Source organism: Pseudomonas sp. RIT-PI-q (assembly GCF_001297125.1).
GTDB lineage: Bacteria > Pseudomonadota > Gammaproteobacteria > Pseudomonadales > Pseudomonadaceae > Aquipseudomonas.
Genome location: NZ_LHPC01000044.1, coordinates 214,965 through 238,782, shown reverse-complemented (window position 1 = coordinate 238,782; position 23,818 = coordinate 214,965). Strand labels below are relative to the sequence as shown.

Genomic DNA, 23,818 nt, shown 5'->3' with positions numbered 1-23,818 from the left:
CCATCATTGACGTTCATCGCGAGCAAGCTCGCTCCTACAGAATATGTGTTTCAGGCCATCAATCGTCGCTGATGGTGATGTTCGGCATCGCCGGCGATGCCGCTTCCTGCAACACAATCCGCGCGCCCACATGGCGGGCCAGTTCCTGGTAAACCAGCGCAATCGGGCTGTCCGGCTCAGCGATCACCGTTGGCTTGCCACCATCGGCCTGCTCGCGAATAGCCATCGCCAGCGGTAACGAAGCCAGCAATTCGACGCCGTACTGGTTGGCCAGTTTCACCCCGCCCCCCTCGCCAAACAGATGCTCGGCATGCCCGCAGTTGGAGCAGATGTGCACGGCCATGTTTTCCACCACGCCCAGCACCGGGATGTTGACCTTGCGGAACATCTCCACGCCTTTGCGTGCGTCCAGCAGCGCCAGATCCTGTGGCGTGGTCACGATCACCGCACCGGCCACCGGGACTTTCTGCGCCAGGGTCAGCTGGATGTCACCGGTGCCTGGCGGCATGTCGATGACCAGGTAATCGAGGTCGCCCCAGGCAGTCTGCGTCACCAGTTGCAACAGGGCACCGGAGACCATCGGCCCGCGCCAGACCATCGGCGTGTTGTCATCGGTGAGGAACGCCATGGACATCACTTCGACGCCATGGGATTCGATCGGCACGAACCATTTCTGATCCTTGACCTTCGGTCGGGTGCCTTCCGGGATGCCGAACATGATGCCTTGGCTCGGACCGTAGATGTCCGCGTCGAGAATCCCCACTTTGGCGCCTTCGCGGGCCAGGGCCAGCGCGAGGTTGGCAGCCGTGGTGGATTTGCCCACACCGCCCTTGCCGGAGGCCACGGCCACCACGTTCTTGACGTTGGCCAGGCCCGGAATCTGCGCCTGAGCCTTGTGCGCGGCAATCACGCTGGTGATGTCGACGCGGGCGCTGGTCACGCCGTCCAGGCCCTGAATGGCCATTTCCAGCATCTGCGCCCAGCCGCTCTTGAACAGACCGGCGGCATAGCCGAGCTCGAGCTGGACGCTGACGCGATCGCCCTGGATGTCGATGCCGCGTACGCACCCGGCGCTGACCGGGTCCTGGTTCAGATAAGGGTCGGTGTATTGGCGAAGGACGGCTTCCACCGCTGCGCGATTGACGGCGCTCATGGGCAACTCCGATAGCAAGACTGGAAAATCAGGCGGGTATCGTACCTGAAAAGATCGCAGCCTTCGGCAGCTCCTACAAGTTCACCGCAATCCCTGTAGGAGCTGCCGAAGGCTGCGATCTTTTCTGGCGGTTCATCCAATGAAACAGGTGCACAGGGTGAAAAATATACTCGGGCGCTTTATAGTGGCCGACCTCCGTTTCATCAAGTAGCCGAGCCCCATGTCCGAGCCACGCAAGATCCTCGTCACCAGCGCCCTGCCCTATGCCAATGGTTCGATCCATCTTGGCCACATGCTGGAATACATCCAGACCGATATGTGGGTGCGCTTCCAGAAGCACCGCGGCAATCAATGCATTTATGTCTGCGCCGACGACGCCCACGGTTCGGCCATCATGCTGCGCGCGGAAAAGGAAGGCATCACCCCGGAACAACTGATCGCCAACGTCCAGGCTGAACACAGCGCCGACTTTGCCGAGTTCCTGGTCGACTTCGACAACTTCCACTCCACTCACGCCGAAGAAAACCGTGAGCTGTCGAGCCAGATCTACCTGAAGCTGCGCGACGCCGGGCACATCGCCCAACGCTCGATCACCCAGTACTTCGACCCGGAAAAGAAAATGTTCCTGGCCGACCGCTTCATCAAGGGCACTTGCCCGAAATGCGGCACCGAAGACCAGTACGGTGACAACTGCGAAAAATGCGGTGCGACCTACGCACCGACCGACCTGAAGGATCCGAAGTCGGCAATCTCTGGCGCCACCCCGGTGCTCAAGGATTCCCAGCACTTCTTCTTCAAACTGCCGGACTTCCAGGAAATGCTGCAAGCCTGGACCCGCAGCGGCACCCTGCAAGACGCCGTCGCGAACAAGATCGCCGAATGGCTGGATGCCGGCCTGCAACAGTGGGATATCTCCCGTGATGCGCCGTACTTCGGTTTCGAGATCCCCGACGAGCCGGGCAAGTATTTCTACGTCTGGCTGGACGCGCCGATCGGCTACATGGCCAGCTTCAAGAATCTCTGCGATCGCACGCCGGAGCTGGATTTCGACGCGTTCTGGAACAAAGACTCCACCGCCGAGCTGTATCACTTCATCGGCAAGGACATCGTCAACTTCCACGCACTGTTCTGGCCAGCCATGCTCGAAGGCGCCGGTTTCCGTAAACCGACCGGCATCAACGTCCACGGCTACCTGACCGTCAACGGCCAGAAAATGTCCAAGTCCCGTGGCACCTTCATCAAGGCCCGGACCTACCTGGATCACCTGTCGCCGGAATACCTGCGTTATTACTACGCGGCCAAACTGAGCCGTGGCGTCGACGACCTGGACCTGAACCTCGAAGACTTCGTGCAGAAGGTCAACTCGGACCTGGTCGGTAAAGTCGTCAACATCGCCAGCCGCTGCGCCGGTTTCATTCATAAAGGCAACGCTGGCGTGCTGGTGGCCGGCAACGCCGCGCCGGAATTGACCGAAGCGTTCCTCGCTGCTGCGCCGAGCATCGCCGAGGCCTACGAGGCTCGCGACTTCGCCCGTGCCATGCGCGAGATCATGGGCCTGGCCGACCGTGCCAACGCCTGGATCGCCGACAAGGCACCGTGGTCGCTGAACAAACAGGAAGGCAAGCAGGAAGAAGTCCAGGCCATCTGCGCCCTGGGCATCAACCTGTTCCGCCAACTGGTGATCTTCCTCAAGCCGGTGCTGCCGTTGCTGGCCGCTGATGCCGAGGCGTTCCTCAACGTCGCGCCACTGACCTGGAATGATCACGCCACGCTGCTGAGCAATCATCAGCTGAACGAGTTCAAACCGTTGATGACCCGTATCGACCCGGTGAAAGTGCAAGCCATGACCGACGCTTCGAAAGAAGACCTGACCGCCAGCCAGACCGACACCGGCGAAGCCACCGCTCAAGGCAACGGCGAACTGGCCAAGGATCCGCTGTCGCCGGAAATCGAGTTCGATGCCTTCGCGGCCATCGATTTGCGCGTCGCGCTGATCGTCAAGGCTGAACACGTGGAAGGGGCCGACAAGCTGCTGCGCCTGACCCTGGACATCGGTGACGAGCAACGCAATGTGTTCTCCGGCATCAAGAGCGCTTACCCGGATCCGTCCAAGCTCGATGGTCGCCTGACCATGATGATCGCCAACCTCAAGCCACGGAAAATGAAGTTCGGCATCTCCGAAGGCATGGTGATGGCGGCGGGCCCTGGCGGCGAAGAAATCTACCTGCTCAGCCCTGACAGCGGCGCCAAGCCAGGTCAGCGCATCAAGTAAGTTTCTGCGTTAAAACGATCCCACAGTCGTGCCTGGCATGACTGTGGGATTTTCATGTCTGGCCCATACTATCTATCAAGTCCGGCCTCACCTTGTAGGAGCTGTGTAGGAGCTGTCGAGAGAAACGAGGCTGCGATCTTTTGACGTTGTTTTTTAAGAGCAAGATCAAAAGATCGCAGCCTCGTTTCTCTCGACAGCTCCTACACAGCTCCCAAAGGGTAATCATCAGCCCAACGATGTGTGGATACGGACGCTCAGGTAACCAGATCATGACCGAACTGCTTCTCACGCTTATCAGCACTGCCCTGATCAACAATCTCGTGTTGCACTGGCCGCTGGGCGTCGATCCTCTGCTGGGGGCCGAGCGCGACAAGGTCCACGCATTGGGGATTGCGACGACGTGCCTGATGCTGGTCGTCGGCGTGCTGGGCTACTCGCTCTACCATTGGCTGCTGGTTCCGCTGGAGCTGACTTCGCTACGCCTCTTTGTGTTTTTGCCCTTGAGCGTTCTGTTGATCGGCCCGTTGCTGAAGCTGCTTTCACAGGCATTGCCGAAGCTGCCGTTCGATCGCCTCTGGCCTCTGCTGCTGGGCAACGCTGGCGTGCTTGGGTTGGCGCTGATCACCGCCCAGGACGACCAAGGTTTGTTTCATGCCACAGCCCTGAGTCTCGGCGCCGGGTTAGGTTTTTGGCTGGTGCTGAGTCTGTTCAGCGACTTGCGCCAGCGCACCATCGATAACGATGTTCCCCTGCCCTTCCGTGGCCTGCCAATCGACCTGATCGGCGCCGGACTGATCGCAGTGGTTTTTCTCGGATTCAGTGGACTGATCAAAACATGAGTCTGATTCAACGCATCGACGCCCTCCTGCCGCAGACCCAATGCGGCAAGTGCGGCCACCCCGGATGCAAACCGTACGCCGAAGGCATTGCCAGCGGCGAGCCGATCAACAAGTGCCCGCCCGGCGGCAGTGAAACCATCGCCGCCCTCGCCGAACTGCTGAAAGTGCCGGTGCTGGAACTGGACGTCACTCGCGGTTCGGCCCCGGCGCAGATCGCCTACATCCGTGAAGCCGAATGCATCGGTTGCACCAAGTGCATTCAGGCGTGCCCCGTGGACGCCATCGTCGGCGCGGCGAAATTGATGCACACGGTGATCATCGATGAATGCACCGGCTGCGACCTCTGCGTGGCGCCCTGCCCGGTGGATTGCATCGAGATGCGCCCGTTGCCACTGGCCACGGTGCTGCCGGTTGTCGGTGGCCTGGCGTTCAGCGTTGAGGAGCAACGGGCTCGCGCCGCCAAGCGCAATCATGCACGCCGCCGTTTCGAACAGCGCAACGCCCGTTTGCAGCGTGAAGAACAGCAGAAAGTTGCCGAACGCCAGGCTCGAGCACATCGCGCAACGCCGCAGCCCAGTGAAGTCACGCTCGACCCGGTACAGGCCGCCCTTGAGCGCGTTCGCGCACAAAAAGCAGCAAATGCCGATGCGGCATTGAAGAAAGCCAAGATCGATGTGGCCATGAGCCGGGCACAACTGAACAAATCGCTCAAGGCATTCGGGCATCCGCCGACCTTCGAGCAGCAGTCGCAATTGATCGTCCTGCAACAGCAGTTCGAAGCCGCCGAGCAAGCGTTGGCGCAATTGGAAAGCAGCGCACCACCAGCACCGGCGCCCAGCGCTCCGGCGAAGGATGCCGAGCTGAAACGGGCGAAGATCCAGTTGGCCATGCGCCGCGCCGAACTCAAGAAAGCTCAAACCAGCGAGGCACCCGCCGAGCAAATCGAAACCCTGGAGCGCGCGCTCCGCGACGCCGAGCACGCCCTGCATGCGGCTGAAGCGGCCAGCGAGCAACCCTTGCCTGACCTGGTGCGCGTCGAAAAGCGCCCCATCGACAACCAGCTTCGACAGCTGAAAACCGAATTGGCCTACGCCCGCGCCGACGTCAGCAAACTCGAGCGGCGCGCCGATACTCCCGCCGAATTGATCGACAAGGCTCGCGCCCGTCTGTTGGAAGCCGAGCGTCAGGTGGATGCCTATGTCGCCCCTTGAATCGGTCGACGAGCGCCTTCAGCAGGCCATGAAGCTGGTGTTGCTGGCCACTGTGCCGGGGATGCTGGTGTTGTTCTGGTTGTATGGTTGGGGGGTGCTGATCAACCTGATGCTGGCGGGTGTGACCGCGCTGGCTGTTGAAGCGGGTGTGTTGCAACTGCGCAAGCGAGCGTTGAAGCCAACCTTGAGCGATGGCAGCGCGCTGGTCAGTGCGACGCTGTTGGCACTGGCCTTGCCGCCTTATTGCCCGTGGTGGCTGACGGTGTGTGCTGCGGCTTTCGCGATGGTGTTCGGCAAGCACCTGTACGGCGGCGTAGGCAAGAACCCGTTCAATCCTGCAATGCTCGGTTTCGCTCTGGTGCTGGTGACCTTTCCCCAGCAGATGACCCACTGGCCGTCGTCTCACGGCATGGACCTGCTCGGCGGTTTGCAGCAGGTCTTCGGTTTCAGTCTCAAGCAGACGCCGGATGCCTGGGTTCAGGCCACGGCGCTGGACAGCCTGCGGATCAACAAAAGCCTGACGATGGACGAACTCTTCGCCGGCAACCCGGCGTTCGGCCACTTCGGCGGCCGTGGCGTGGAATGGGTCAACCTGGCCTTTCTGGCCGGTGGCGCGTTTCTCCTGCAACGGCGGGTGTTCAGCTGGCATGCGCCGGTCGGCATGCTTGCCAGTTTGTTCATCATCAGCCTGTTGTGCTGGAACGGTTCGGGCTCCGACTCCCATGGCTCGCCGCTGTTTCATCTGCTCACCGGCGCGAGCATGCTCGGCGCCTTCTTCATCATCACCGAGCCGGTGTCCGGCGCCAAAAGCCCGGGTGCGCGACTGCTGTTCGGCGCGGGCGTGGGCCTGCTGACCTATCTGATTCGGACGTGGGGTGGTTATCCGGACGGCGTGGCATTTGCGGTATTGCTGATGAACCTCTGCGTGCCAGCACTGGAGCGGTTCATCGTGTCCAGGCAGGAGCGGGTTGCGCCATGAGCCGAGCGTCGAGCGTTGTGATCCTGGTGATACTGGCCGGCGTCGGACTCGGCGCGACTTACCTCGTGCAACACGCCAGCGCGCCACGGATTGCCGCCGAACAACGGCAGATCGATAGCCGCAACCTGCTGGACCTGCTACCCACTGACAGCTACGACAATCAGCCACTGGAACAACCGCTCACACTGGAAAACAGTGCCTTGGCCAACAGCACGCTGCTGGGTGGTTACCGTGCGACCAAGGCTGGCCAACCCAGCGCCGTGTTACTGCGCAGCCAGACCCTGGGCTACGCCGGCGCCATCGATTTGCTGATCGCCATCGATGCCAATGGCAAATTGCTCGGCGTCAAAACCCTCAAGCAATCGGAAACTCCAGGGCTGGGCGCGCGGATCGCCGACTGGCCGAATACCTGGCTTCAGGTTTTCGCCGGCAAGTCCCGAACCGAACCTGCCGATAATGGCTGGGCCTTGAAAAAAGATCAGGGACAATTCGATCAGATCGCGGGCGCAACCATCACTTCAAGAGCGGTGATCAACGCCATCCATGATGCGTTGCGCTACTTCGATGAACACCGGCAACAGCTGATCGGGAGTAGCCCCCCATGACAAAATCGTCGACGCTGCAGAACTCGTTGATGCTGGCCCCGCTGATCGGAGCGACCGACTCGTTGGTGATGGCGCTGGGCTTGTGGCTGATGTTCATCGTGGTGATCAGTGCCTTTGGTGTGAGTATGGCGGTCTTGCGATCGCGACTTGTGCCGAGCACACACTTGCTTGCCGGCGTGCTGCTGGCGGCCACGCTGACCAGCTGCGTCGAGCTCGCGGCGCAAGTCTGGTCGTTGCCATGGCACCAGCATTTGGGGTTCTACGCGGGATTGATCGCCTTGCAATGCGTCGTGCTGCAGCACAGCGGTTTTTTCCAGGATGCGTGGCGTGATCGCCTGCGCCTATCTGCGCTGTTCGGCGCGTTGATGGTAGGCCTGGGCCTGCTGCGCGAGCTGATCGGTGGTGGGACAATCGGCAGCCATCTGTCGTGGCTGACTGGCGCTACGCAAACGGACTGGCAAGGCTGGGTACTCACCGCCGACGGTGGCTTGCGCCTGGCCACCCTGGCCCCTGGTGGATTCATTCTGCTGGGACTGCTGATCGCCGCGTGGCAGGCCTGGCCCCGCCCAACGCCCTCACACTGACTGTTTTCGAGGAAACGCACTGCCCATGAATGCCGCAAAACGCCTGGAAATTTTCCGCAGGTTTCACGAAGACAATCCGGAACCGAAGACTGAACTGGCCTATTCCTCGCCGTTCGAATTGCTGATCTCTGTGATTCTTTCGGCGCAGTCGACCGATGTCGGGGTCAATAAGGCCACTGCCAAGCTCTACCCGGTGGCCAATACGCCAGCGGCCATTTATGCGCTGGGCGTCGAAGGGCTGTCGGAGTACATCAAGACTATCGGCCTGTTTAACAGCAAAGCGAAAAACGTGATCGAGACGTGTCGCTTGCTGGTCGAGCATCATGGAGGCGAAGTGCCGCAGACCCGCGAAGAGCTGGAGGCGCTACCCGGCGTCGGCCGCAAAACCGCGAACGTGGTGCTCAATACTGCATTTCGCCAGCTGACCATGGCCGTCGATACGCATATTTTTCGGGTCAGCAACCGCACCGGTATTGCTCCAGGCAAGAACGTGGTCGAGGTTGAGCAGAAACTGATGAAATTCGTGCCCAAGGAATACCTGCTCGATTCCCATCATTGGCTGATCCTTCACGGACGCTACGTTTGCCTGGCCCGCAAGCCGCGCTGCGGCAGCTGCCGGATCGAAGATTTGTGCGAATACAAAGAAAAGACCTCGGACGATTGAGGCGCTATTAGGTTTTTTGATTTATCGATTGAAAAAATCTTTTTTACCCGCCGGGAGAATGTCGATATAAGGAGCGCCAAAGGCAGTCTTAGCCTGGAGTAACAAAATGAGCACTGGCAAAGAGCAATTGGACGTAGAAGACGACTTCACCCCTGTTGAGGCCGATGACGCTGAACCGGTGGTTGAAGTAGCGAAGACTAACCTGAGCAAACGCCGCACCATCGACAATCTGCTGGAGGAGCGCCGACTGCAAAAGCAATTGGCCGATTACGATTTTGACTTATGACACCTGAAAGCCTCCCGAAACGGAGGCTTTTTACTAAGTGCCGAACCCCGACAAACGCCGCCCCCATCACATCACATAAAACGCCGAGGCAGTCACACTAGCCCGTTGCGCTGCGCCAACTCGATCAGGTCGACCAGGGAGCGAGCATTGAGTTTCAACAAAAGACGAGTCTTGTAGGTACTGACGGTTTTATTGCTGAGGAACATTCCGTCTGCAATCTCCTTGTTGGTTTTGCCCCGGGCCAACTGCTGCAACACCATCATTTCCCGCCCCGACAAGCGATCCACCATATCAGCTTCACTGGCATTGCCCAGACTGGAACGCACGGTATGCAAGGCTTGATTCGGGAAGTAACTGTAGCCTGACAATACTGCCTTTATTGCACTGAGCAATTCAGTCAGATCCTGTTGCTTGCAGACATACCCGGCGGCACCCGATTGCATGCAACGCATGGAAAAATGCCCAGGCGCCTGGGACGTCAATATCAGAACTTTCATTGGCATCGCTGTTGATGTCAGACGCGCAATGACTTCCAGCCCATCCAGTTTCGGTATTCCAATATCCAGAATGACAATATCCGGCATAAGTTCACGGGCGAGTTGTAATGCATCCACGCCGTTATCTGTTTCTGCAATGACTTCGTAGCCATGACGTTCCATCAGCATACGTACCGCAAGACGAATGACGGGGTGATCATCCACGATCAGCACTTTATTCATGGGCAAGTCCAATTTCGCTGTTCGAATTTTTAGAGCCCGCACAATAGCCTAGTCGTTTCACCCATGGCATGCCGCCCCCCCCGGCCACCTGCACCAAGAGACATTCCCTACAAACAACGCGGATTAATCTTACAAAAATTCTTCGAATACAATGCATCAGAAGATTTTTCAGCTCGCCGGCATTCCTATTCTCAATAGTTTTTTGTATCGATTTTTGACCGGAAAATGTAATAAGCCGATTTGACAGCGGTGATCCAATGGACGCCAGCTACTAGGCAATGCTCAAAAGTAACCGATATTTACCGTATCGACGTTCATACCAGAAATATCACACGCCAAGTATCCACTTATTCTTACAGCAAAAAAAATCCACTGATCAATCATGAAAGAGTGATGACAATTAAGTAAAAATATCACACAGCAAGTCATCAAAAAACCATTTAACACTTTACGACAAGGCAAACGAACCTGACCCAATCACGAATAATAACGCTACTATTAAAATCAACACCTAACCCTAACTTTAACCATTCGAGAAAAGACAACTTTCATGAGCATTAAATATGACCAAACTCAAAAAACGAATTACCAACCCCATGACCCTCATCGCGATATTCGCAACACTGTCTGAAACATCGGCTGCCGTTTCCCTGCCCTTTCTCGACAACAAGGAAAGAGAGGTCTATATCTGGTTTCTGATCAGCTTTCCTTTTTATTTGCTTTTTCTATTCTTCATCACGCTCAACTTCAACTACCGGTCACTGTATGCGCCTTCCGATTTTGAGAAAGGAAAGCACTTCATAAAGGTCATGGACAGTGCCGAGCGCTCGGAAAGCACCGCCCCTGCGCAATCCGTCCAGCGTCCCCGAACCACACAAGACCCACCAACAGAGGCAGATTCGCAACGCCCCTTCTCGGTTCAACACCACGTCCGCCTGGCCGAGCGGCTAAAGGATCTGTACATCATTGATGCACGCCGAATGCACAAAGAGACCCAGTTCAGCGACGTGCTAGACAAAATTCAGAAAGATCAGGGAAGGCTTGCACACGCGATCGTGTTCATCACGTGCAACGAATCGGAGTTGTTACTCAAGAAGAGCGCGTTCAAACATTCAAGGCACCCAAAGAAACGCAGCAGCATGACTTTTTGCATGGCTTACAACTTGTGTTCGCAGGGCGTGACGCTCATTGATCAACACGTGTTAACCGACACGCAGCCGTCAGCAGCGCTTTAAGAGCCGCCAGAGAGAAACAGTCAGGAAGGAAATACGGGAACTAGAAGAACGCAGCATCGCAACGTCAGGCAACAATCCCCTTTTCAGACGTGTGGCCTTGTCGACGACAAGGCCACACGTCCTGTTACGGTCTCAAAGGTCTCAGAAAAGCTTCCGGCCTTTGTTCGCGGCAATGCGCATGCGCAAGGCATTGAGCTTGATGAAGCCCGCTGCGTCTGCCTGGTTGTAGGCGCCGCCATCTTCCTCGAAGGTCGCGATGTTGGCGTCGAACAACGACTCGTCGGACTTACGACCGGTGACGATCACGTTGCCCTTGTACAGCTTCAGGCGCACAACGCCGTTCACATGAGCCTGGGACGCATCGATCATCTGTTGCAGCATCAGACGCTCAGGGCTCCACCAGTAACCGGTGTAGATCAGGCTGGCGTATTTAGGCATCAGCTCGTCTTTGAGGTGAGCCACTTCGCGGTCCAGGGTGATCGATTCGATCGCACGGTGAGCGCGCAGCATGATGGTGCCGCCCGGGGTTTCGTAGCAGCCACGGGACTTCATGCCGACGTAACGGTTCTCGACGATGTCGAGACGGCCGATGCCGTGTTCGCCGCCGATACGGTTGAGGGTCGCCAGCACGGTGGCCGGGGACATTTCGACGCCGTCCAGTGCGACGATGTCGCCGTTGCGGTAGGTCAGTTCCAGGTATTGCGCTTTGTCAGGAGCCTTCTCCGGGGAGACGGTCCATTTCCACATGTCTTCTTCGTGCTCGGTCCAGGTGTCTTCCAGCACGCCGCCTTCATAGGAGATGTGCAGCAGGTTGGCATCCATCGAGTACGGGGATTTCTTCTTGCCGTGACGCTCGATCGGGATGTTGTGCTTTTCAGCGTAATCCATCAGCTTTTCACGGGAGAGCAGGTCCCATTCGCGCCACGGAGCGATCACTTTCACACCGGGCTTCAAGGCGTAAGCGCCCAGTTCGAAACGAACCTGGTCGTTACCCTTGCCGGTGGCGCCGTGGGAAATGGCGTCAGCGCCAGTTTCGTTGGCGATTTCGATCAGGCGCTTGGCGATCAACGGACGAGCGATGGAAGTACCCAGCAGGTACTCGCCTTCGTAAACGGTGTTGGCGCGGAACATCGGGAAAACGAAATCGCGCACGAATTCTTCGCGCAAGTCGTCGATGTAGATCTCTTTGACGCCCATGGCCTGAGCCTTGGCGCGTGCAGGTTCGACCTCTTCGCCCTGACCCAGGTCAGCGGTGAAGGTCACGACTTCACAGTTATAAGTATCCTGCAGCCACTTGAGGATCACCGAAGTGTCCAGGCCGCCGGAATACGCCAGAACGACCTTGTTTACGTCCGCCATGCCATCACTCCACGGGGTTCTACGGAAAGCCGTCAAGTCTACCGGTCATGCAGAATAATTTACAGAGGCGCGACAGCTTATGACGACGAAGCGACAGATTATGTCGAGCGAGCGACGATTTCAGCGGGTTCAGGACGTCTTCGCCGCGCTCGCCGATACCGTGGCCTGAGGCGCCGGCTGCTCGGTAGGCGCGACCCGCGCGAGGTGCACGTTGACCCGACGGTTTTTCGCCCGATTGGCGGAATTGGTGTTGGGCGCCAACGGATAACGTTCGCCGTGAAAGCGTACGGTGATCTGTGATTCCTGAACCCCGTTGGCCTTGAAAAACTCCATGACCGCCAGGGCGCGACGCCGCGACAGGTCGCGGTTGGTCAGGCGGTTGCCGCTGTTGTCGGAGTGACCGTCGAGCTCGATGTGGTTGACCGTCGGATCGGCCTTCATGAACTCGAGCATCACCTGCAATTGAGCCTTGGCCTGCGCGTCGAGATCGATGCCTTCGCCGGGGAAGCCGATTTCAGATTGCTTGACCTGTTCGAAGTTCTTCGGCAACAGCTTCGCCACACAGCCCTGGTAGTCGTTGAAGGCCTTGCTGAACTTGACCGGCAACAGACGCACTTCCGACACCCGGCCATCGCCCGAATAATGCCGCACCACCGGACTGCGGCCGTCCATCAAGCCACTGATCAGGCGCCCGGCCTGCACTTGTGAACTGTTGAACAGCACATTGCCGCTGCCGATTCGCACGGAGCCGAGGTTGATATCGCCACGCCCCGGTTGCCACGGTGCCGCGGCCGCCAGCAAGGTCGCCGAACCACCACCGATCATCGAGTTATAGGTCTTCAGACGAAACGTCGCTTGCTCACCGGCGCGACGCACGAATTCACCCGAACCGAAATCGGTAATCGGTTGCGTCAGGCGGCACTCGAATTTGTCACCTTCGACGGTCCACTCGATGCTCTCCAGACGCGTCTGGAAAGTGAGCGCCATCGCAGGAAGGCTGGCAAACACGCTGAGCAAGGCTAAATAACGCTGGCGCACGGGAGGCTCCACTGGCTTCTACAACAAAAAGACCGACACACACTTGTTTACGGCATACCTGTTGGATATCGGAAGCTTCCTGCAAAACTTGATAGCGAGTGCCTGAGAGAGTCTTTTCCGGTAGCATTCCCCTCAGTTTGACCCGCCTGGAATCCCCTCATGTCCGACCGCCTGACCCTGCTGCGTCCCGACGACTGGCACATTCATCTTCGCGATGGTGCCGTGTTGACCAATACCGTTGCGGATGTCGCGCGCACCTTTGGTCGCGCCATCATCATGCCTAACCTGGTACCTCCGGTGCGTAATGCGGCTGAAGCCGACGGCTATCGCCAGCGGATTCTCGCTGCACGCCCGGCCGGCAGTCGCTTCGAACCATTGATGGTCCTGTACCTGACCGACCGCACCCAGCCTGAAGAAATTCGCGAGGCCAAGGCCAGCGGTTTCATTCACGCCGCCAAGTTGTACCCGGCCGGCGCGACCACCAATTCGGACTCTGGCGTCACCAGCATCGACAAGATCTTCCCTGCACTTGAGGCCATGGCCGAAGTCGGGATGCCTTTGTTGATTCATGGTGAAGTCACCCGTGGCGATGTCGACGTGTTCGACCGCGAAAAAATCTTCATCGACGAGCACATGCGTCGTGTGGTCGAACGCTTCCCGACGCTCAAAGTGGTGTTCGAACACATCACCACCGCAGACGCCGTGCAGTTCGTCAACGAGGCCTCGGCCAACGTTGGCGCAACCATCACCGCCCATCACCTTCTGTACAACCGCAACCACATGTTGGTGGGCGGGATTCGGCCGCATTTCTATTGCTTGCCGATCCTCAAGCGCAACACCCACCAGGAAGCCCTGCTCGACGCCGCCACCAGCGGCAGCGAGAAGTTCTTCCTCGGCACCGATTCGGCGCCGCATGCCCAGCACGCCAAAGAAGCCGCTTGCGGCTGTGCCGGTTGCTACACCGCTTATGCAGCCATCGAGATGTATGCCGAGGCCTTTGAACAGCGCAACGCGCTGGACAAGCTCGAAGCCTTTGCCAGCCTGAACGGCCCGCGTTTCTACGGCCTGCCGGTGAACACCGATCGCATTACCCTGGTCCGTGAAGAGTGGACCGCCCCAACCAGCCTGCCATTTGGCGAGCTGACCGTAATCCCGCTGCGCGCCGGTGAAAAACTGCGCTGGCGCCTGCTGGAGGAAAACGCGTGAGTGAAGACCATTACGACGACGAACAGGACGGTCAAGGCGGCGGAGGTGGTTCACGCCACCCGATGGCCGAGCGCTTCCGTGGATACCTGCCAGTCGTTGTCGACGTTGAAACCGGTGGTTTCAACTCTGCCACTGACGCCTTGCTGGAAATTGCCGCGACCACTATCGGCATGGACGAAAAAGGGTTCGTGTATCCCGATCACACCTACTTCTTCCGCGTCGAGCCTTTTGAAGGCGCGAACATCGAAGCGGCCGCTCTGGAATTCACCGGAATCAAGCTCGATCACCCGCTGCGCATGGCCGTGAGTGAAGAAGCGGCGCTGACCGATATCTTCCGTGGCATCCGCAAGGCCCTGAAAGCCAACGGTTGCAAGCGGGCGATCCTGGTCGGTCATAACAGCAGCTTCGACCTGGGTTTCCTCAACGCCGCTGTTGCGCGCCTGGACATGAAACGCAACCCGTTTCATCCGTTCTCCAGCTTCGACACCGCAACGCTTGCTGGGCTGGCTTACGGTCAAACCGTATTGGCCAAGGCCTGTCAGGCAGCCGATATCGACTTCGACGGTCGTGAGGCTCACTCGGCTCGCTACGACACCGAGAAGACGGCCGAGCTGTTCTGCGGCATCGTCAATCGCTGGAAGCAAATGGGCGGCTGGGAAGACTTCAACGACTAACCGTGATTGTTTGTAGGAGCTGGCTTGCCAGCGAAGGGTCCCTCCCATACGCGCGCAATTGCGCGGTGTGGCAATAAACGCCTTCGCTGGCAAGCCAGCTCCTACAAGGGTCATGTACCGCTCATAAAAAAACCGGCCTCCAGGGCCGGTTTTTTTATGCCTCGAACGTGCCTTACAGCGCCGCAGCGTGCTCGGTCAGGTAAGCCGCGACGCCTTCGGTCGAAGCGGTCATGCCTTTGTCGCCTTTTTTCCAGTTGGCCGGGCAAACTTCGCCGTGCTCTTCGTGGAATTGCAGCGCGTCGACCAGACGAACCAGCTCTTCGATGTTACGGCCCAGCGGCAGGTCGTTGATGATCTGCGAGCGGACAACGCCTTTGTCGTCGATCAGGAACGCACCACGGAACGCTACACCGTCAGCGGACTGAACGTCGTAGGCCTTCATGATTTCCTGCTTGATGTCGGCAGCCATGGTGTAACGGACCTGGCCGATACCGCCATTGTTGACCGGGGTGTTACGCCAGGCGTTGTGGGTGAAGTGCGAGTCGATCGACACGGCGATCACTTCAACGTTGCGTGCCTTGAAGTCAGACATGCGGTTGTCCAGAGCGATCAGCTCGGACGGGCAAACGAAGGTGAAGTCCAGTGGGTAGAAGAACACCAGGCCGTATTTGCCTTTGATGGCCGACGACAGGGTGAAGCTGTCTACGATCTCGCCATTGCCGAGTACGGCCGGTACGGTGAAGTCAGGGGCTTGCTTGCCTACGAGTACGCTCATTGAATATCTCCTGGTGTATAAACGTGAAGTTCCGGGTTTGCGCCAGCCTGCCACCCTCAGGCGACAGCCCTGTGACACCCACCCGCTTCATAAGGACCGGCCATCATACACTGCGTTTTTGACCTGTCCTCAACGGTTTTTCGCAGACGGGTAAATTTGCCACTGCCCCGATTACTGGCAGATGGCCTTGAAGAAAACCGTTCGTCAGTCACGCGCGCTTATAACGCAAAGCTTTCAGAAACTACTTTGACAATCATTCTCGTTAACATTAAGATCCATCGCAATTGAGTCACAACCAGCGACGGTTTTCACTTATGTATGTCTGCCTCTGCACTGGCGTTACCGACGGTCAAATCCGCGATGCAATCTATGAAGGTTGCTGCAGCTATAAGGAAGTCCGTCAAGCCACCGGCGTCGCCAGCCAATGCGGCAAATGCGCCTGCCTTGCCAAGGAAGTGGTCCGCGAAACACTGACCAAACTGCAATCTGCCCAGGCTGCGATTCCCTACCCTGTAGAATTTACAGCCGCGTAAATACCGTATTTCAAAGAACCGGACTCTATGTCCGGTTTTTTTATGTCCGCAAATCAATCGGTTACGCTCTAGACGCGGAACACAAACATTCTTATTCCGATTAATTTTCACTTAAGTTTCAATAACTTAGGTTTGACACTCTTAATTACGCGGCTCAAACTCTGCCTTATAGACAGCTAATACAGGGCAGGATCCCATCATGAAAGGCGACATTACAGTCATCCAGCATCTCAACAAGATCCTTGCCAATGAGCTGGTCGCGATCAATCAATACTTTCTGCATGCGCGCATGTACGAAGATTGGGGCCTGAACAAGCTCGGCAAGCACGAATACCACGAATCCATCGACGAGATGAAGCACGCGGACAAGCTGATCAAGCGCATTCTGTTCCTTGAAGGCCTGCCGAACGTCCAGGACCTGGGCAAGCTGCAAATCGGCGAGCACACCCAGGAAATGCTGGAGTGCGACCTGCGTATCGAACGCACCGGGCACGCCGATCTCAAAGTGGCTATCGCTCATTGCGAAACCGTTGGCGACTTTGGCAGCCGCGAACTGCTCGAAGACATCCTTGAGTCCGAAGAAGAACATATCGACTGGCTGGAAACCCAACTGGGCCTGATCGATAAAGTCGGTCTTGAGAACTATCTGCAATCGCAGATGGGCGAAGAGTAAGTTAGCGCCCGCTGAACTCGAGACACTAAAAAGCCCCGCTCTCTTTTAAAGAGGCGGGGCTTTTTAATGACTGCTCTTGTAGGAGCGAGGCTTGCCCGAGAATCAGGCGCCGCGGTTCAGCATGTGCACCGCGTCATCGTTCTTCGCGGGCAAGCCTTGCTCCTACAAAGACCGAATCAGGCTTCGGTCTTGTTGGCAGCAGCAGCTTCAACAGCCGCCTTGATCGTGGCTTGCAGCGAACCATCAGCCGACATCTCGGTCATGATGTCGCTACCGCCGACCAGCTCACCACCGACCCACAGTTGCGGGAAGGTTGGCCAGTTGGCGTATTTTGGCAGGTTGGCGCGGATTTCCGGGTTCTGCAGGATGTCCACGTACGCAAACTTTTCACCACACGCCATCACGGCCTGCGCGGCTTTCGCGGAGAAGCCACACTGCGGGGCATTCGGCGAACCTTTCATGTAAAGCAGAATGGTGTTGTTAGCAATCTGCTCTTTAATCGTTTCGATGATATCCATGAAGCACCTCGGCTGAACTTTCCGACTCAGGGGTCGGCACGGTGGCGCATTGTAACGGAAACCCGAGCGCCATGCTCGGTCTCCCCGACAGACTTGATCAAGCCGCCGCCACGGTCACTGGCACGCCGTTCAATGCTGCATTGCCTGACAACTCGTCGAGTTGACACTCATCGGTCAGGTCATTGGCGCTGGAGCCCGGCTGGCCACTGGCAATGGTCATTTGCACACCCGGGCGCGCATGGCCCCAACCGTGAGGCAGGCTGACCACGCCTTTCATCATATCCAGACTGCCAAGCACTTCAACTTCAATCACGCCGACCCGCGAACTGACCCGCACTCGCTGCCCATCATTGAGCCCGCGGCTGGCCAGGTCGTCCGGGTGCATCAGCAATTGATGGCGTGGCTTGCCCTTCACCAGACGGTGATAGTTATGCATCCACGAGTTATTACTGCGTACATGACGACGGCCGATCATCAGCAACTCATCGGCCGCCGGAGCCTGCAAGGCCGCAAAGCGCGCCAGGTCGGCGAGAATTACTGCCGGCGCTGCCTGAACGCACTGGTTGGCGGTTTTCAGCCGTGGCGCCAAGTTGGATTTAAGCGCCCCGAGATCGACCCCATGCGGGGGATCGAACAAGGTCGCCAGCGACAATTTATGCTCTGAAGCATCGCCATACAGGCCCATCCGCAAACCACGGTCGATCATCTGCGCTGGAGCAATGGTCGGTTTCAATTCCTTGCCGGTCTTCGCCGCAAACGCCTTGGCCAGTCCGACGAAGATCTCCCAGTCGTGTAACGCCCCCTCTGGTTTCGCCAGGATCGCGCGATTGAATCGGCTGACATTACGCACCGCAAACATATTGAACGTGGTGTCGTAGTGATCGTTTTCCAGGGCCGAGGTGGAGGGCAGGATCAGGTCGGCATAACGCGTGGTTTCGTTGATGTACAGGTCGACGCTGACCATGAACTCCAGGCCGTCCAGTGCCTGTTCCAGTTGCCGGCCATTGGGCGTCGACAACACCGGATTGCCCGCCACGGTGATGAGCGCACGGACCTGCCCTTCCCCTTCGGTGAGCATCTCTTCGGCCAGCGCCGACACCGGCAGTTCTCCGCCGTATTCCGGGCGCCCGGACACTCGGCTCTGCCACAGATTGAAGTGCCCACCCGACGTGGACGCCACCAGGTCCACCGCCGGTTCGGTGCACAACGCACCGCCCACGCGGTCGAGGTTGCCGGTGACCAGGTTGATCAACTGCACCACCCAGTGACACAAGGTGCCGAACGCCTGGGTCGACACCCCCATGCGGCCATAGCAGACCGCTGTCGGCGCGGCTGCGAAATCCCGGGCCAGTTGACGGATTTGCTCGGCGGGCACCGCGCACAGCGGGCTCATGGCGTCAGCGGTGAAATCTGCCACCGCCTGGCGAACCTCATCCAGCCCGTCCACCGGCAAGTGACTGTCGTGGGTCAGGCCTTCAGCAAACAGGGTATTGAGCAGCCCGAACAACAGCGCCGCATCGCCCCCCGGACGCACGAACAAATGCTGATCGGCAATCGCCGCCGTCTCACTGCGGCGCGGATCGACCACCACCACTTTGCCGCCCCGGGCCTGAATCGCCTTCAGGCGTTTTTCCACATCCGGCACGGTCATGATGCTGCCGTTGGACGCCAGTGGATTACCGCCGAGGATCAGCATGAAATCGGTGTGATCGATGTCAGGGATGGGCAACAACAAGCCATGGCCGTACATCAAATGGCTGGTGAGGTGATGCGGCAATTGGTCGACCGATGTCGCGGAAAACCGGTTACGAGTTTTCAGCAGGCCGAGAAAGTAATTGCTGTGGGTCATCAGCCCGTAGTTATGCACGCTGGGATTGCCTTGATAGACCGCCACCGCATTCTGCCCGTGACGTTCCTGAATGGCCGCCAAACGCTCGGCTACAAGATTGAAGGCGTCTTCCCACTCGATGGGTTGCCACTCGCTGCCAACCCGCAACATCGGCTGATGCAGGCGATCCGGATCATTCTGGATATCTTGCAGGGCAACCGCCTTGGGGCAGATATGCCCGCGGCTGAAGGTGTCCTGGGGGTCCCCCTTGATCGAGGTGATCTGCACGTTGCCGTCGACCTCGGTGGTTTCGATGGTCAGGCCGCAGATGGCTTCACACAGGTGGCAGGCACGGTGATGGAGAGTCTTGGTCATGGCCAGTCTCTGTCTTGTTCTTGGCGGGCAATATCGGCCGCGGGAACAAAACTATGGCGCCTGCCCCGCGACTGCGCCAGCGACGTTCGTCTTGTGAATCGGTGACCATCAGGCCAGCCGATGGCCGCTCGGGATCAGTTCGGCGGCATCCTCGGCGGCGCCTGCAACTGAATCTCCTGAATGGTTTCGATCTGCTCCTGCGCGAGGTGCACGCCAGTGAGTTCACCGATCAGTCGCCAGTGCTCGTCGAGCCCGGTGCTGATCGTGGCCATGCGGTCGATCATCTTTCGGCCGGCGGCCTTCGTCACTTCGTCGTTACTGCGCATCAACTCGAAAGACATCGAGGTCATTGAAGCGGTGAGGTGGGTCAGAGAGCGGGCGGTGAGGCCGAGTAGCTCCATGAGTTGCTGTTCTTTCGATTCCATTCCGAAGGCTTCCTGCGTCGTTCGTGAGTTAGTTATAACCCAGCACTTTGCATTAGCAAGTGTTTCAGACGAGGCACATGGCCAGCCGAGACCTCGAATACCGGGTCAGAAACCGACCACCCGAGCGAGATCCCCGCCCCTGTTGATTGCAAAGCCCCGCGACCGCAGTGTACAAATGGTGGGCTGCTGTCAGGAAACAGGCTTCAAAAGCGCTACTGCGGTCACCCCGTAGCCTCTCTGAAATCCCCTAAAAACCGTAGCCCTATTGGTAAGACGCGACATTTAATTATAAGATCGCGCCTTCCCCTATTTCGTCGCCCCGTGCGGCTTACGCCGCAGGTCTCGCCCGTTTTTCAGTTAAACAAGGCTTTGAGTATCTGCGGTCTGTTGCAAAAAGGTAGTCAATGATGAGCGCAAGGCACTTTCTCTCCCTGATGGATTGCACGCCCGAAGAGCTGGTCAGCGTGATCCGTCGAGGCGTTGAGCTCAAAGACCTGCGTAACCGCGGCGTACTGTTCGAGCCTCTGAAAAACCGCGTGCTCGGGATGATTTTCGAGAAGTCCTCGACCCGCACCCGAATTTCCTTCGAAGCCGGCATGATCCAGCTCGGTGGCCAGGCGATCTTCCTGTCGCCGCGCGACACCCAACTGGGCCGTGGCGAGCCGATCGGCGATGCCGCCATTGTCATGTCGAGCATGCTCGATGCGGTGATGATCCGTACGTTTTCCCACAGCACCCTGACCGAATTCGCCGCCAATTCGCGCGTCCCGCTGATCAACGGCCTGTCCGATGACCTGCACCCGTGCCAGTTGCTGGCCGACATGCAAACGTTCCTCGAACACCGTGGTTCGATCCAGGGCAAAACCGTGGCCTGGATCGGTGACGGCAACAACATGTGCAACAGCTATATAGAAGCGGCGATCCAGTTCGACTTCCAGTTGCGCATCGCCTGCCCGGAAGGGTTCGAGCCCAACCCTGAGTTCATGGCCAAGGCCGGTGATCGCGTCACCATCCTGCGCGATCCGAAGGATGCCGTGCGCGGCGCCCATCTGGTCAGCACCGACGTCTGGACCTCCATGGGCCAGGAAGAGGAAACCGCCAAGCGCCTGAAGCTGTTCGCGCCATACCAGGTCAACCGAGCCCTGCTCGACCTGGCCGCCCCCGACGTGTTGTTCATGCATTGCCTGCCGGCCCACCGTGGCGAGGAAATCAGCGTCGACCTGCTCGACGACACGCGCTCGGTGGCCTGGGATCAAGCGGAAAACCGTCTCCACGCACAAAAGGCCCTGCTCGAATTTCTCGTCCCGCCTTCGTACCACCACGCATGAGCCAGCCATTACTGCTTAACCTGCGCAACCTCGCCTGCGGCTACCAAGACCAGCGGGTCGTGCAGAACCTCAACCTGCATTTGAATGCCGGCGATATCGGTTGCCTGCTGGGCTCTTCGGGCTGCGGCAAGACCACTACCCTGCGGGCCATTGCCGGATTCGAACCGGTGCACGAAGGTGAAATCCAGCTAGCGGGCGAGACCATCTCCCGCGCCGGTTTTACCCTCGCCCCGGAGAAACGCCGGATCGGCATGGTGTTCCAGGACTACGCACTGTTTCCGCACTTGAGCGTGGCCGAGAACATCGCCTTCGGGATCCGCAAGCACCCGCAAAAGGATCGCGTCACCGAAGAATTGCTCGAACTGGTCAACCTGAAAAACCTCGGCAAGCGCTTCCCCCATGAGCTGTCCGGTGGCCAGCAACAGCGTGTCGCACTGGCCCGCGCCCTGGCGCCGGAACCGCAACTGCTGCTGCTCGACGAACCGTTCTCCAACCTCGATGGCGAGCTGCGACGCAAGCTCAGCCAAGAGGTGCGCGACATTCTCAAGGCCCGTGGCACCAGCGCGATTCTGGTCACCCACGACCAGGAAGAAGCCTTCGCGGTCAGTGACCATGTCGGGGTTTTCAAGGAAGGTCGGCTGGAGCAATGGGACACGCCCTACAACCTGTATCACGAACCGCTGACGCCGTTCGTGGCCAGTTTCATCGGTCAGGGTTACTTCATTCGCGGCCAGCTGAGCAGCCCGGAGTCGGTGCAGACCGAGCTGGGCGAGTTGCGTGGTAATCGTGCCTACACCTGGCCAGTGGGTGGCGCGGTGGATGTGTTGTTGCGTCCGGATGACATCGTTTATGCGCCGGATAGCGCGTTGAAGGCGCGGATTGTTGGCAAGTCTTTCCAGGGTGCGTCCACCTTGTATCGCTTGCAGCTGCCGACGGGCGCACAGCTTGAGTCGATATTTGCGAGTCATGCTGATCATCAGGTGGGGTCGGACGTCGGCATTCGTGTCGCGGCTGAACACTTGGTGCTGTTCCAGGCGTCCGGCAGCACTGCGGCGCAGATTCCGGAGACAGAATCCGGCGTCCGGCGCCACAGCACCGCTTACTAACACCTGAACCTGTAGGAGCGAGGCTTGCCCGCGAAGGCGTCGTATCAGTCGACATCACTATTGACTGACACGGCGCCTTCGCGGGCAAGCCTCGCTCCTACACAAAAAATCAGCCAAGCAATAATTTGCCGCTCGCAACAAGCGTCGCATTCCCGCCGATCTTCACCCGGTCCCCTTCCAGCCGGCAGAACAACTCCCCGCCCCGCGCCGAACATTGATAAGCCGTCAGGCTCGACTTGCCCAAACGTTTCGACCAGTACGGAATCAGGCTGCAATGGGTCGATCCGGTCACCGGGTCTTCATTGATGCCAACCGCAGGCGCAAAGTAACGGGACACAAAATCATGCTTGCTGCCCTTGGCGGTGACGATTGCGCCCAGCCACGGCAGCTTGGCCAGGGCGACCATGTCCGGCTGACATTCGAGCACGGCTTGCTCGGACTCCAGCACCACAAACAATTCATTCGAACCCAACACATCGACCGCTTCCACACCGAGTGCGCGCTCGACATCCAGGGTCACGCCTACTTCAGAAGGCACGATGACCGGGAAGTCCAGCCACAGGCGCTCACCCTCACGGCTCACACTCAACGGCCCGGACTTGCACACGAAGTCCAGACGCTCGACCGGTTCCTTGTAGATTTCAAACAGCACATAGGCGCTGGCCAGCGTCGCATGACCGCACAACGGCACTTCAGTCGTTGGGGTGAACCAGCGGATGTGCCAGGCCTGCCCTTCTCGCACCACGAACGCCGTTTCGGCGAGGTTGTGTTCGGCGGCGATCTTCTGCATCAACTCATCGGCGAGCCAGGCATCAAGGCGATAGACCATCGCCGGGTTACCACCGAATGGCCGATCACTGAACGCATCGACCTGGTGAAACTCAAGTTGCATAACCTTCTCCTTCGTCAGGCGCGGCCGATATCAGCGAACTTTGCCTGGGTATGTTCAGCCAATACGGCCGGCGCCAATTCCACTTCCAGACCTCGCCGCCCCGCGCTGACGAAAATGCTGGCGAAAGGCTGGGCAGAATTATCGATGAAGGTACGCAAGCGCTTCTTCTGCCCCAGCGGACTGATCCCGCCCAGCAGGTAACCGGTGGATCGCTGTGCAGCAGCAGGGTCGGCCATTTCGACTTTTTTCACACCCGCAGCATGAGCCAACCCCTTCAAGTCGAGACTTCCGACGACCGGCACCACCGCCACCAGCAATTCACCTTTCTCACTTGCCGCCAGCAAGGTCTTGAACACCTGCGCCGGGTCCAATCCCAGTTTCTCCGCGGCCTCCAGCCCATAGGACGCTGCCTTGGGATCATGTTCGTAACTGTGCACGCGATGTTCGGCACGAACTTTTTTCAACAAATCCAATGCGGGGGTCATGGCAGCTCCAGACTGGGCGGCGGAAGAAAAATATTGTGCTGGATTCTAGGACATTG

Annotated in this window: 25 protein-coding genes; 15 read left to right on the top strand and 10 right to left on the bottom strand. The window is 58.5% G+C overall.

The genetic code is table 11. The annotated features are described in order from the left end of the window. Window positions 1–58: 58 nt before the first annotated feature. Window positions 59–1,153 carry an iron-sulfur cluster carrier protein ApbC gene (gene apbC, locus AEQ67_RS24135; protein ID WP_059406304.1) on the bottom strand — a complete coding sequence of 365 codons (1,095 nt, stop codon included), beginning with the start codon at window positions 1,151–1,153 and terminating at the stop codon, window positions 59–61. A 220-nt stretch (window positions 1,154–1,373) separates the two neighbouring features. Here apbC and metG point away from each other — a divergent pair, with 220 nt between their 5' ends. The 8 genes from metG (at window position 1,374) to AEQ67_RS24095 (ending at window position 8,593) form a co-directional block, all read left to right on the top strand. Continuing rightward, a complete protein-coding gene (gene metG, locus AEQ67_RS24130; protein ID WP_059406303.1) occupies window positions 1,374–3,425 on the top strand; it encodes a methionine--tRNA ligase in 2,052 nt (683 codons plus the stop codon). A gap of 269 nt (window positions 3,426–3,694) precedes the next feature. Beyond that, on the top strand, window positions 3,695–4,264 hold the full coding sequence (locus AEQ67_RS24125) for an electron transport complex protein RnfA (protein ID WP_059406302.1): 570 nt from the start codon (window positions 3,695–3,697) through the stop codon (window positions 4,262–4,264). Further along, window positions 4,261–5,475, top strand: coding sequence for an electron transport complex subunit RsxB (gene rsxB / locus AEQ67_RS24120; protein ID WP_059406301.1), 1,215 nt, complete (start codon window positions 4,261–4,263; stop codon window positions 5,473–5,475). The genes AEQ67_RS24125 and rsxB overlap by 4 nt, the downstream gene beginning before the upstream one ends. Next, the gene (locus AEQ67_RS24115; protein ID WP_059406300.1) at window positions 5,462–6,454 is read left to right on the top strand and encodes an RnfABCDGE type electron transport complex subunit D; all 993 of its coding nucleotides are present in this window, start codon (window positions 5,462–5,464) and stop codon (window positions 6,452–6,454) included. The genes rsxB and AEQ67_RS24115 overlap by 14 nt, the downstream gene beginning before the upstream one ends. Beyond that, window positions 6,451–7,059, top strand: a complete 609-nt coding sequence (locus tag AEQ67_RS24110) for an RnfABCDGE type electron transport complex subunit G (RefSeq protein WP_059406299.1) — start codon at window positions 6,451–6,453, stop codon at window positions 7,057–7,059. Before AEQ67_RS24115 ends, AEQ67_RS24110 begins: the two co-directional genes overlap by 4 nt. Then, window positions 7,056–7,643, top strand: a complete 588-nt coding sequence (locus AEQ67_RS24105; RefSeq protein ID WP_059406298.1) for an Rnf-Nqr domain containing protein — start codon at window positions 7,056–7,058, stop codon at window positions 7,641–7,643. The genes AEQ67_RS24110 and AEQ67_RS24105 overlap by 4 nt, the downstream gene beginning before the upstream one ends. Before the next feature lie 25 nt (window positions 7,644–7,668). Beyond that, window positions 7,669–8,307 carry an endonuclease III gene (nth, locus tag AEQ67_RS24100; protein WP_059406297.1) on the top strand — a complete coding sequence of 213 codons (639 nt, stop codon included), beginning with the start codon at window positions 7,669–7,671 and terminating at the stop codon, window positions 8,305–8,307. A gap of 106 nt (window positions 8,308–8,413) precedes the next feature. Continuing rightward, window positions 8,414–8,593 carry a PA3496 family putative envelope integrity protein gene (locus AEQ67_RS24095; protein ID WP_007898493.1) on the top strand — a complete coding sequence of 60 codons (180 nt, stop codon included), beginning with the start codon at window positions 8,414–8,416 and terminating at the stop codon, window positions 8,591–8,593. 92 nt (window positions 8,594–8,685) lie between these two features. Here AEQ67_RS24095 and AEQ67_RS24090 read toward each other — a convergent pair whose 3' ends face one another. Then, window positions 8,686–9,312, bottom strand: a complete 627-nt coding sequence (locus AEQ67_RS24090) for a response regulator transcription factor (protein WP_059406296.1) — start codon at window positions 9,310–9,312, stop codon at window positions 8,686–8,688. Window positions 9,313–9,875: 563 nt separating this feature from the next. Here AEQ67_RS24090 and AEQ67_RS24085 point away from each other — a divergent pair. Beyond that, window positions 9,876–10,547: a hypothetical protein gene (locus AEQ67_RS24085; protein WP_059406295.1), complete on the top strand. Its 672-nt coding sequence runs from the start codon at window positions 9,876–9,878 to the stop codon at window positions 10,545–10,547. 141 nt (window positions 10,548–10,688) lie between these two features. On the opposite strand, the gene AEQ67_RS24080 is transcribed toward AEQ67_RS24085, so the two are convergent. Together AEQ67_RS24080 and AEQ67_RS24075 are read right to left on the bottom strand one after the other, a co-directional pair. After that, window positions 10,689–11,906, bottom strand: a complete 1,218-nt coding sequence (locus AEQ67_RS24080) for an argininosuccinate synthase (protein ID WP_059406294.1) — start codon at window positions 11,904–11,906, stop codon at window positions 10,689–10,691. A 129-nt stretch (window positions 11,907–12,035) separates the two neighbouring features. Further along, window positions 12,036–12,944, bottom strand: coding sequence for a flagellar protein MotY (locus AEQ67_RS24075; RefSeq protein ID WP_059406293.1), 909 nt, complete (start codon window positions 12,942–12,944; stop codon window positions 12,036–12,038). A 159-nt stretch (window positions 12,945–13,103) separates the two neighbouring features. Here AEQ67_RS24075 and pyrC point away from each other — a divergent pair, with 159 nt between their 5' ends. Together pyrC and rnt are read left to right on the top strand one after the other, a co-directional pair. Further along, the gene (gene pyrC, locus AEQ67_RS24070; RefSeq protein WP_059406292.1) at window positions 13,104–14,150 is read left to right on the top strand and encodes a dihydroorotase; all 1,047 of its coding nucleotides are present in this window, start codon (window positions 13,104–13,106) and stop codon (window positions 14,148–14,150) included. Continuing rightward, window positions 14,147–14,824 carry a ribonuclease T gene (gene rnt / locus AEQ67_RS24065; protein WP_059406291.1) on the top strand — a complete coding sequence of 226 codons (678 nt, stop codon included), beginning with the start codon at window positions 14,147–14,149 and terminating at the stop codon, window positions 14,822–14,824. The genes pyrC and rnt overlap by 4 nt, the downstream gene beginning before the upstream one ends. A 172-nt stretch (window positions 14,825–14,996) precedes the next feature. Here the strand turns inward: rnt and AEQ67_RS24060 are convergent, their stop codons facing one another. Continuing rightward, entirely contained in the window at window positions 14,997–15,599 is a 603-nt protein-coding gene (locus AEQ67_RS24060) for a peroxiredoxin (RefSeq protein WP_008155583.1), read from the bottom strand. A 314-nt stretch (window positions 15,600–15,913) separates the two neighbouring features. Here AEQ67_RS24060 and AEQ67_RS24055 point away from each other — a divergent pair, with 314 nt between their 5' ends. Together AEQ67_RS24055 and bfr are read left to right on the top strand one after the other, a co-directional pair. Beyond that, the gene (locus AEQ67_RS24055; protein WP_033057470.1) at window positions 15,914–16,132 is read left to right on the top strand and encodes a bacterioferritin-associated ferredoxin; all 219 of its coding nucleotides are present in this window, start codon (window positions 15,914–15,916) and stop codon (window positions 16,130–16,132) included. A gap of 199 nt (window positions 16,133–16,331) precedes the next feature. After that, window positions 16,332–16,805, top strand: a complete 474-nt coding sequence (bfr, locus tag AEQ67_RS24050) for a bacterioferritin (protein ID WP_017340571.1) — start codon at window positions 16,332–16,334, stop codon at window positions 16,803–16,805. A gap of 176 nt (window positions 16,806–16,981) precedes the next feature. Here bfr and grxD read toward each other — a convergent pair whose 3' ends face one another. From grxD to AEQ67_RS24035, 3 genes are all read right to left on the bottom strand, one after another. Further along, window positions 16,982–17,323: a Grx4 family monothiol glutaredoxin gene (grxD, locus tag AEQ67_RS24045; RefSeq protein ID WP_010457686.1), complete on the bottom strand. Its 342-nt coding sequence runs from the start codon at window positions 17,321–17,323 to the stop codon at window positions 16,982–16,984. Window positions 17,324–17,420: 97 nt separating this feature from the next. Next, entirely contained in the window at window positions 17,421–19,526 is a 2,106-nt protein-coding gene (locus AEQ67_RS24040) for a molybdopterin oxidoreductase family protein (RefSeq protein WP_059406290.1), read from the bottom strand. 134 nt (window positions 19,527–19,660) lie between these two features. Next, window positions 19,661–19,951, bottom strand: coding sequence for a hypothetical protein (locus AEQ67_RS24035; protein WP_059406289.1), 291 nt, complete (start codon window positions 19,949–19,951; stop codon window positions 19,661–19,663). Between the two features lie 407 nt (window positions 19,952–20,358). Between AEQ67_RS24035 and argF the strand changes: the two genes are divergently transcribed. Continuing rightward, window positions 20,359–21,279, top strand: coding sequence for an ornithine carbamoyltransferase (gene argF, locus AEQ67_RS24030; protein ID WP_059406288.1), 921 nt, complete (start codon window positions 20,359–20,361; stop codon window positions 21,277–21,279). Then, a complete protein-coding gene (locus AEQ67_RS24025) occupies window positions 21,276–22,385 on the top strand; it encodes an ABC transporter ATP-binding protein (protein WP_059406287.1) in 1,110 nt (369 codons plus the stop codon). The genes argF and AEQ67_RS24025 overlap by 4 nt, the downstream gene beginning before the upstream one ends. A gap of 109 nt (window positions 22,386–22,494) precedes the next feature. Here AEQ67_RS24025 and AEQ67_RS24020 read toward each other — a convergent pair whose 3' ends face one another. Together AEQ67_RS24020 and ybaK are read right to left on the bottom strand one after the other, a co-directional pair. After that, complete coding sequence (locus AEQ67_RS24020) at window positions 22,495–23,277, bottom strand: PhzF family phenazine biosynthesis protein (protein ID WP_059406286.1); 783 nt, start codon at window positions 23,275–23,277, stop codon at window positions 22,495–22,497. Between the two features lie 14 nt (window positions 23,278–23,291). Continuing rightward, window positions 23,292–23,762 (bottom strand): Cys-tRNA(Pro) deacylase, encoded by a 471-nt coding sequence (gene ybaK, locus AEQ67_RS24015; RefSeq protein ID WP_007971306.1) that lies wholly within the window; start codon window positions 23,760–23,762, stop codon window positions 23,292–23,294. Window positions 23,763–23,818 lie beyond the last annotated feature (56 nt).